The 9,298-nt window shown below is 60.3% G+C and carries 7 protein-coding genes; 2 read left to right on the plus strand and 5 right to left on the minus strand.

The annotated features are described in order from the left end of the window. Position 1: 1 nt before the first annotated feature. The 5 genes from AC0IXA_RS13590 to AC0IXA_RS13610 form a co-directional block, all read right to left on the minus strand. Positions 2 to 1,549, minus strand: coding sequence for an ABC transporter ATP-binding protein (locus tag AC0IXA_RS13590; RefSeq protein WP_341638552.1), 1,548 nt, complete (start codon positions 1,547 to 1,549; stop codon positions 2 to 4). A gap of 611 nt (positions 1,550 to 2,160) precedes the next feature. Further along, positions 2,161 to 2,742 (minus strand): IMPACT family protein, encoded by a 582-nt coding sequence (locus AC0IXA_RS13595; protein ID WP_076565607.1) that lies wholly within the window; start codon positions 2,740 to 2,742, stop codon positions 2,161 to 2,163. Between the two features lie 7 nt (positions 2,743 to 2,749). After that, positions 2,750 to 3,400, minus strand: coding sequence for a TetR family transcriptional regulator C-terminal domain-containing protein (locus tag AC0IXA_RS13600; RefSeq protein WP_471813442.1), 651 nt, complete (start codon positions 3,398 to 3,400; stop codon positions 2,750 to 2,752). A gap of 88 nt (positions 3,401 to 3,488) precedes the next feature. Continuing rightward, entirely contained in the window at positions 3,489 to 4,877 is a 1,389-nt protein-coding gene (locus AC0IXA_RS13605; protein WP_471813444.1) for a uracil-xanthine permease family protein, read from the minus strand. A 115-nt stretch (positions 4,878 to 4,992) separates the two neighbouring features. Then, positions 4,993 to 5,913, minus strand: a complete 921-nt coding sequence (locus AC0IXA_RS13610) for a LysR family transcriptional regulator (protein WP_016771807.1) — start codon at positions 5,911 to 5,913, stop codon at positions 4,993 to 4,995. A 137-nt stretch (positions 5,914 to 6,050) separates the two neighbouring features. On the opposite strand from AC0IXA_RS13610, the gene aptA reads away from it, so the two are divergent. Both aptA and AC0IXA_RS13620 read left to right on the plus strand, forming a co-directional pair. Beyond that, positions 6,051 to 7,400, plus strand: a complete 1,350-nt coding sequence (aptA, locus tag AC0IXA_RS13615) for an omega-aminotransferase AptA (RefSeq protein ID WP_217879287.1) — start codon at positions 6,051 to 6,053, stop codon at positions 7,398 to 7,400. Between the two features lie 74 nt (positions 7,401 to 7,474). Further along, positions 7,475 to 8,968, plus strand: a complete 1,494-nt coding sequence (locus AC0IXA_RS13620) for a CoA-acylating methylmalonate-semialdehyde dehydrogenase (protein ID WP_024011478.1) — start codon at positions 7,475 to 7,477, stop codon at positions 8,966 to 8,968. Positions 8,969 to 9,298: the final 330 nt, after the last annotated feature.

A 9,298-nucleotide genomic window follows, 5' to 3' on the forward strand; every position in this document is an offset into this window, starting at 1 on the left:
GTTAAACCGAGGCGGCGCGAGGTGAGTGATCGAACTGGCCGGCCATCCACGCGCCGACATCGCTCAGTTGTGTAGCGCTGGTGTCTTGCAGTGCCGACAGACGCCCGCCGCACAGCGCGCCGAGGCGATCGCTGATCTGGAACAGCTCATCGAGGTCTTCGGAAATCACCAGAATCGCCGCGCCGGCATCGCGCAGGGCGATCAAGGCGCGATGGATGGTGGCGGCGGCGCCAACGTCGACGCCCCAGGTCGGGTGCGCGGCGATCAGCAGTTTCGGTTGCTGAAGAATTTCCCGGCCGAGGATGAATTTCTGCAAGTTGCCGCCGGACAGGCTGCGCGCAGCCGTTTGCGTGTCCGGGGTCTTCACGCCGAAACGCTGGATGATCTGCTGCGCGAGCGCTTCGACTTTGCCGCGTTGAATCAACCCGTGGCTGACCAGTCCGTGCTGGAAAGCACTGAGCAGGGCGTTATCGGCCAGACTCAACTCCGGCACCGCGCCGTGGCCGAGGCGTTCGGCCGGCACGAAGGCCAGACCGAGTTTGCGCCGCGCATCCGGGCGCAGGTCAGCGACGTTTCTATCTGCGAAGCGCAGGGTCGCCGCTTGCGCACGAGGCAAGGGCTGCTCGCCGCTGAGCAGGGCGAGCAGCTCATCCTGACCATTGCCCGCGACCCCGGCGATGCCGACGATTTCGCCGCTGCGCACTTGCAGGTCGATGTCGGTCAACGAGCAACCGAACGGATCCGGGTTGTGCCAGCTCAAACCCTGCACCTGCAGAAACGCCGCGCCACCGCTGACCTTCGGATACTCGCCAATCAAAGCCGCCGCTTCACCGACCATCATTTGCGCCAGTTGCTGGTCCGAACATTCGGCGGGCTCGCAATGCCCGGCAACCCGGCCGCCGCGCAGCACCGTGGCGCTATGGCACAAGGCGCGCACTTCACCGAGCTTGTGGCTGATAAACAGAATGCTGCAGCCCTCATCGGCGAGGCGCCGCAGGGTGATGAACAATTCGTCCGCCTCTTGCGGCGTCAGTACTGAGGTCGGCTCGTCGAGAATCAGCAGGCGGATGTCCTGCATCAGGCAACGGATGATTTCCACCCGCTGGCGCTCGCCGATCGACAGGCTGTGGACAAGTCGCTCCGGCTCCAGCGCCATGCCGTAACGCCGCGAGACTTCGCGAATCTTCGGCTCCAGTTGCTTCGGCGTGCCGGCCGCCGCGCCCATCGCCAGGGCAATGTTCTGCGCGACGCTGAGGGTTTCGAACAGCGAGAAATGCTGGAACACCATGCCAACGCCCAACTGCCGCGCCTGCGCCGGGTTGCGCATCTGCACGCGCTGCCCCTCCCAGAGCATTTCACCGCTGTCGCACTGGGTGACCCCGTAAATGATCTTCATCAACGTACTTTTGCCCGCGCCGTTTTCACCGAGCAGGGCATGGATCTCACCCGGCGCGATGCTCAGGTCGATGGCGTCGTTGGCCAGACAACCGGGGTAGCGTTTGCTGATCTGGCGCAGTTGCAGGCGCGGCGGGGAAGGGGCGATGGACATGACAGGCTCGACTGACTTGGAGTTGTGCCTGTGGATAAAGCAATTTCCTGGCCATTGAGTCAGGAACGCTTGCGGAGCCAGTCCGCAAGTGCCGACAGCAGCGCATCGGCGGGCATTTTGTCTTTCTCTCGAGCACCAATTCAGCGCAAAGCCATTGAACAGGCTCCAGTTTTGCCCGCTTGCAGTTGGTTAAAAAACGAGCAACTGCCTGGGAGCCAGACAGATCCAGCGGCTGCGGCGGTCATGAACGGCTTATCCACAGGTTGCTCCACAGTAATTGTGCGCAAGCGCCGAGGGTGGGCATAAGCACTGCGATGCTTTGTTCTAATGGTCATAAACGAAGGTAACTGTTTGTTTTTACGCTGGATTTCCCTTTCGTCGGGTCAATTGAACGAAAATTGAACAAATCGCGCAAAGCCGCATGACAGAAGGGTTACAGCGGTGTGTGCTCAGGTTATCCACAGTCGGGTGCACAGCCCATGTGGGCAAGTCGGCGGAAACCGGAATTCACGGAGTGCCCCAAAAAGATCGCAGCGTTCCGCAGCTCCTACAATTGGAATGCGATCCCCTGGAGGAGCTGCCGAAGGCTGCGATCTTTTGATCTTCCACCCTCAACGCTGCAACAAAATCCGCCCACGGCTCAGATCCGCCAACTGACTTTGCAGCACTTCGATCTGCGCTTCCCCCACCGCCAGCTTCAACTCAACACCATTGGCCGTGAAGTTCTCCTCCACCACCAAGCCACCGAGATCGGCCACGCGCAACTTCACCAGCGCCAACTCGGCAAATCCGCAGGCGCAACTCAGCGGTACGCGGCTGATCAGCTCGATTTTGTCCGCCGCTTGCAGGCACTTGTTGGCGCCACCGCCATAGGCTCGGGCCAAACCGCCGGTCCCCAGTTGAATGCCGCCGTACCAGCGAATCACCAGCACCGCGACCTGATCGCAGTCCTGCGCCTCGATCGCCGCCAGAATAGGGCGCCCGGCCGTGCCGCCCGGCTCGCCGTCGTCAGTGCTGCGGTATTGCGCGCCGAGTTTCCACGCCCAGCAATTGTGCGTGGCATTCAAATCGCTGTGCTGCTCGAAAAACGCCTGCGCATCGGCGGGGCTGCTGATCGGCGTCGCCAGAGTGATGAAGCGGCTTTTGCGAATCTCTTCGCGGTACTCGCAAAAACCGCTGAGGGTGAAAGGCATAGACGTCTTATAGAGAGGAAGTGAGGCCGCAGCCTTTGAGAATGATGCGGATCAGGTTGTTGCCGGCGTCTTCCATGTCCTGCTTGGTCAACTTGCTGCGCCCGGTGACGCGGCAGATCTGCGTGGCGAAGTCGGCGTAATGCTGGGTGCTGCCCCACAGCAGGAAGATCAGGTGCACCGGATCGACCGGGTCCATTTTGCCCGCATCGATCCATGCCTGAAACACCGCCGCGCGCCCGGTGAACCAGGTGCGGTAATCCTGATTGAAATATTCGCTCAGGCATTCGCCGCCGCTGATCACTTCCATGGCAAAGATTCGCGAGGCCTGTGGCTGGCGCCGGGAGAATTCCATCTTCGCGCGGATGTAGCGGGTCAGCGCTTCGGCCGGGTCATCCTCGGCAGTGAGGGTGTTGAAGGTGCTGTCCCACAACTCGATGATGTTGCTCAGCACCGCCACATACAAACCGAGCTTGTTGGTGAAGTAGTAATGCAGGTTGGCCTTGGGCAGCCCGGCATTCTGCGCGATGGTGTTCATGCTGGTGCCTTTGAACCCGTGACGGGCGAACTCGTCTTCGGCGGCTTTGAGAATGGTCTCTTCGTTCTTCTGACGAATGCGGCTGGCGGGTTTGCCGCCGTGGGCTGGGACTTCAAAGGTCATAGGCACTTCCGGGATTGTCTGTGGGTGCAACCAGTTGCGTTGATAGCGCACCCACAGGCATACGACAAGTCCTGGCGCGGAAAAACAGTTACGCCTGTTCGATCTTGTTCAATGACGCGGGGCTTTTTGTCTCAGCGGTTTTGCCTTCCGGCAACAACAGACACAGGACGATTGCCGTCAGCCCGCCGCTGGTGATCGCCGAGTCGAACAGGTTCTGCACCAGTTTCGGCAGCAGGTGCAGCAGGTTCGGTTGCGCGGCGATGCCGAGGCCGACGCCGAACGAAGTGGCGATGATCAACATGCTGCGCCGGTCCAGCGGCGACTGCGCGAGAATGCGCACCCCCGCCGCCGCCACTGCGCCGAACATCACCAGCGTCGCACCGCCCAGCACCGGTTTCGGGATCTGTTGCAGCACCGCGCCGATCATCGGGAACAGGCCGAGGCAGAACAGGATCGCGCCGATGTACAGGCCGACGTAGCGGCTGGCAACGCCGGTCAATTGGATCACGCCGTTGTTCTGCGCGAACGTTGTGTTGGGGAAAGCGCTGAAAGTCGCCGCGATCATGCAACTGACACCATCACCGAGCACGCCACCGCGCAAGCGGCTTATATAAGAAGGACCGCTGATCGGTTGGCGGGCAAGCATGCAATTGGCGGTGAGGTCGCCGACGGTTTCGATGGTGCTGATCAGATAAATCAGCGCCACCGGCAGGAAAGCGGTCCAGTCGAAGCTGAAGCCGAACTTGAACGGCGTAGGAAAACTCACCAGCGGCAAGTCAGGTAGCGGCTGCGGCACCAGTTTCCCGCTGAACCACGCCGCGAGGCTGCCGAGCACCAGTCCGATGATGATCGCCGACAGTCGCACCCATGGCGTATTCGAGCGGTTGAGCAGAATGATCGTCAGCAACACAAACACGCCCAAGGCCAGATTGCCCGGCGCGCCGAAGTCCGGCGCGTTGAAGCCGCCACCCAGATCGGTGATGCCGACCTTGATCAGGCTGATGCCGATCAGCGTGATGACGATGCCGGTCACCAGCGGTGTCACCACTCGGCGCAACTGACCGATGAAACGGCTGAGCACGATCTGCACGATTGCGCCGAAAAAGCACACGCCGAAAATCATCGCCAGGATATCTTCCGGGCTGCCGCCGCGCTGCTTGACCAGAAACCCGGCCGACAGCACCGCACCGAGAAACGCGAAACTGGTGCCTTGCAGACAGATCATCCCCGCGCCAATGCCGAACGGTCGCCGCGCCTGGATAAAAGTGCCGACGCCCGAGACCATCAGCGCCATGCTGATCAGGTACGGTAGATGCGCGGTCAGCCCGAGCGCGGAACCGATCACCAGTGGCGGGGTGATGATGCCTACGAAACTGGCGAGCACGTGTTGCAGTGCGGCGAGAATGGCGGCGAGTGGTTTGGGGCGGTCGTTGAGGCCGTAGATCAGTTCACTGGACGAGTCGGAATCTGGCTGCATGGCTTTGGCTTCTTGAAGGAGAGTTACCCCTTCTCTGCAAAAACCTGTCCACTTGCTCAGGTTATTTCTGGATTTTGTCGATGAGGCCCAGCCGGGCTGGGCTCTGCGCGCTTATCTATCGCGTCGCGGCCAGACTCTCGAGGAAACTTTCCAGCACCAAATGAGGGCGCCGCCCCTTGCGCGTGACCGATGCCAGACTCAAATCGTAAAAACGCGTGCCGGCCTTGAGCGCACGCAAGCGCCCCTGCTGTACCCAAAGATTGGCGTAGTGATCCGGCAGGTAACCGATGTAGCGCCCGGTCAGAATCAGAAACGCCATGCCCTCACGGTCAGAGGCACTGGCGGTGCAGTTGAGCGCCTGATAATGCGCCTGAATCTCCGCCGGCAAACGAAAGGTTGGCGCAATCGCGTCCTGACTGTCGAGGCGTTGATCATCGAGTTGCTTGTCGTCGACATAAAACAGCGGATGACCCACCGCGCAATACAGCAGTGAGCGCTCGCTGTACAACGGCTGATATTCCAGTCCTGACAAGGCGCTGGCCTGCGGCACCACGCCAACGTGCAGGCGCCCGTCGAGCACACCTTGTTCAACTTCGTTTGGTGCAATCATGCGAATCTGGATCTGCACATCCGGCCCGCGTTCTTTTAACTGCGCGAGGGCGTGGGTGATGCGCATGTGCGGCAGGGTGACGAGGTTGTCGGTGAGGCCGATGATCAGCTCGCCGCGCAGGTGTTGGTGCAGGCCGTTGACCTCAGTGCGGAAACTCTCCAGCGCACTCAACAATTGCAGCGCTGATTGATACACCTCACGACCTTCCTCTGTCAGGGAAAATCCGGCCCGGCCACGCTGACACAAGCGCAAGCCGAGGCGCTGCTCCAGATCGCTCATCTGTTGGCTGATCGCCGAGCGGCCGATGCCGAGCACGGTTTCCGCTGCGGAGAAGCCGCCACACTCCACGACACTGCGAAAAATCCGCAGCAGGCGAATATCAAAATCACTGACCTGGGCCAATGGATCGGCGCGGCGGCTGCTCATTTTTTGTTCTCTTTGTTTAGCAATGATCTAACTGAAGGTTAGAAGAGTTGGATTTCACCGACTTTATCGCCGTGGCAATTTAGCTGCAACAACGCTTTCCATCTCCCTGACGCTTATGCCCTGCGAGGTTTTGCCCGATGAACATGCCTGAAAACGCGCCGTCGCCACTGGCCAGTCAACTGAAGCTGGACGCGCACTGGATGCCGTACACCGCCAACCGCAACTTTCAGCGCGACCCGCGTCTGATCGTCGGCGCTGAAGGCAGCTGGCTGTTCGACGACAAGGGCCGCAAGATCTACGACTCGCTGTCCGGTCTGTGGACCTGCGGCGCCGGGCACACCCGCAAGGAAATTCAGGAAGCCGTTTCGAAACAACTGGGCACCCTCGATTACTCGCCGGGCTTCCAGTACGGCCATCCGTTGTCGTTCCAGCTGGCAGAGAAAATCACCGAACTGACCCCGGGCAACCTGAACCACGTGTTCTTCACCGACTCCGGTTCCGAATGCGCCGATACCGCGGTGAAAATGGTCCGTGCCTATTGGCGCCTGAAAGGCCAGGCGACCAAGACCAAAATGATCGGCCGCGCCCGTGGTTACCACGGCGTGAACATCGCCGGCACCAGCCTCGGTGGCGTCAACGGCAACCGCAAGCTGTTCGGTCAGGCGATGATGGATGTCGATCACCTGCCGCACACACTGCTGGCGAGCAACGCGTTTTCCCGCGGCATGCCGGAGCAGGGCGGTATTGCTTTGGCCGATGAGCTGCTCAAGTTGGTCGAATTGCACGACGCTTCCAACATCGCTGCGGTGTTCGTTGAACCGATGGCCGGCTCTGCCGGGGTATTGGTTCCGCCGCAGGGTTACCTCAAGCGTCTGCGCGAGATCTGCGATCAGCACAACATCCTGCTGGTGTTCGACGAAGTGATCACCGGTTTCGGCCGCACCGGTTCGATGTTCGGCGCCGAGAGCTTCGGCGTGACCCCGGACCTGATGTGCATCGCCAAACAAGTCACCAACGGCGCGATTCCGATGGGCGCGGTGATTGCCAGCTCCGAGATCTACCAGACCTTCATGAACCAGCCGACGCCGGAATACGCCGTGGAATTCCCCCATGGCTACACCTATTCGGCGCACCCGGTGGCCTGTGCCGCCGGTCTTGCGGCACTCGATCTGCTGCAAAAGGAAAACCTGGTGCAGAGCGTCGCCGAAGTCGCGCCGCATTTCGAGAACGCGTTGCACGGCCTGAAAGGCTCGAAGAACGTCATCGACATCCGTAACTACGGCTTGGCCGGCGCGATCCAGATTGCCGGGCGTGACGGCGACGCCATCGTGCGTCCGTTCGAAGCGGGCATGGCCCTGTGGAAAGCCGGGTTCTACGTGCGCTTCGGCGGCGACACTCTGCAATTTGGCCCAACCTTCAACAGCAAGCCGCAAGACCTCGATCGTTTGTTCGACGCGGTCGGCGAAGTGCTGAACAAGCTCGACTGATTTTTCCCTCTATATATGTACAAAAGTGCGGGCGCCTCTCACGGCGCCTGCTGACCAGAATTCAGGAGTGTTCGATGAGTGTTATCCCGCATTTGATCAATGGCGAACTGGTAACCGAAACCGGTCGCGCGGTAGATGTGTTCAACCCGTCTACCGGTCAGGCAATTCATAAACTGCCACTGGCCAGCCAGGCCACCATTCAGAAAGCCATTGATGCCGCCAAGGCTGCGTTTCCGGCCTGGCGCAACACGCCGCCGGCCAAACGCGCCCAAGTGATGTTCCGTTTCAAGCAACTGCTTGAGCAGAACGAGGCGCGCATCTCGCAACTGATCAGCGAAGAGCACGGCAAGACCCTGGAAGACGCCGCCGGTGAATTGAAGCGCGGTATCGAGAACGTCGAGTTCGCCTGCGCCGCCCCGGAAATCCTCAAGGGCGAGTACAGCCGCAACGTCGGCCCGAACATCGACGCCTGGTCGGACTTCCAGCCGTTGGGGATTGTGGCTGGTATCACCCCGTTCAACTTCCCGGCCATGGTGCCGCTGTGGATGTACCCGCTGGCGATCGTCTGTGGCAACTGCTTCATCCTCAAGCCATCCGAGCGCGATCCAAGCTCAACGCTGCTGATCGCTCAGTTGCTGCTGGAAGCCGGTTTGCCGAAAGGTGTGATGAGTGTGGTCCATGGTGACAAGACGGCGGTGGACGCGTTGATCGAAGCGCCGGAAGTCAAAGCGCTGAGCTTCGTCGGTTCGACGCCGATTGCCGAATACATTTACGCCGAAGGCACCAAGCGCGGCAAACGCGTTCAGGCACTGGGCGGCGCGAAGAACCACGCGGTGTTGATGCCGGATGCCGATCTGGACAATGCAGTCAGTGCACTGATGGGCGCGGCCTACGGTTCCTGCGGCGAACGCTGCATGGCCATCTCGGTTGCCGTGTGTGTTGGCGATCAGGTCGCGGACGCGCTGGTGGCGAAACTGGTCCCTCAGATCAAAGCGCTGAAAATCGGCGCGGGTACCTCGTGCGGTCTGGACATGGGGCCGTTGGTTACCGGTCAGGCGCGTGACAAGGTCAGCGGTTATGTAGACGACGGTGTGGCGGCGGGCGCGACCTTGGTGGTCGATGGTCGTGGTCTGAGCGTTGCCGGGCATGAAGAAGGCTTCTTCCTCGGTGGCTGCCTGTTCGACAACGTCACTCCAGAGATGCGCATCTATAAAGAAGAGATCTTCGGGCCGGTGCTGTGCGTGGTGCGGGTGAACAGCCTGGAAGAGGCGATGCAACTGATCAATGATCACGAATACGGCAACGGCACCTGCATCTTCACCCGTGACGGCGAAGCGGCGCGGCTGTTTTGCGACGAGATCGAAGTCGGCATGGTCGGCGTCAACGTACCGCTGCCGGTGCCGGTGGCTTATCACAGCTTCGGCGGCTGGAAGCGTTCGCTGTTTGGCGACCTGCATGCGTATGGTCCGGATGGCGTGCGCTTCTACACTCGTCGCAAGGCGATCACCCAGCGCTGGCCGCAACGTGCGAGCCATGAAGCTTCGCAGTTCGCATTCCCTAGCTTATAAGTAGCTGGATGTGCAGAAGGCCGACCTTTCAGGTCGGCCTTCGCGTTTTCGGGGCTTTTTGACCGATATGACAGAAATATGAAAATAGGTGTTGACGGCAGATTCCAGAGGTCTATAATTCGCCCCACTTCCGGCGCAGTCGAAACGGAAAACTCCTTGAGATTCAATGAGTTACGCAGTTTTCGATAACGGTTTGCTTCAGATCATCGAAGGCTGGAAGGAGTTAAAAGAGCAGTGATGTGCAGCTCTTTTGACGGTTCGATCTTCTCGGTCGAAAGCGGAGAAAAAGAGGTGTTGACAGCAGCGATTAACGCTGTAGAATTCGCCTCC

The sequence above is a fragment of the Pseudomonas sp. AC083 genome, from assembly GCF_979253165.1.

Bases quoted from the DNA above. Each gene is read 5' to 3' on its own strand.
- AC0IXA_RS13620 (WP_024011478.1), top strand. From the start codon at position 7,475: ATGAGTGTTATCCCGCATTTGATCAATGGCGAACTGGTAACCGAAACC.
- AC0IXA_RS13600 (WP_471813442.1), bottom strand. From the start codon at position 3,400: ATGACCTTTGAAGTCCCAGCCCACGGCGGCAAACCCGCCAGCCGCATT.
- AC0IXA_RS13605 (WP_471813444.1), bottom strand. From the start codon at position 4,877: ATGCAGCCAGATTCCGACTCGTCCAGTGAACTGATCTACGGCCTCAAC.
- AC0IXA_RS13610 (WP_016771807.1), bottom strand. From the start codon at position 5,913: ATGAGCAGCCGCCGCGCCGATCCATTGGCCCAGGTCAGTGATTTTGAT.
- AC0IXA_RS13595 (WP_076565607.1), bottom strand. From the start codon at position 2,742: ATGCCTTTCACCCTCAGCGGTTTTTGCGAGTACCGCGAAGAGATTCGC.
- aptA (WP_217879287.1), top strand. From the start codon at position 6,051: ATGAACATGCCTGAAAACGCGCCGTCGCCACTGGCCAGTCAACTGAAG.
- AC0IXA_RS13590 (WP_341638552.1), bottom strand. From the start codon at position 1,549: ATGTCCATCGCCCCTTCCCCGCCGCGCCTGCAACTGCGCCAGATCAGC.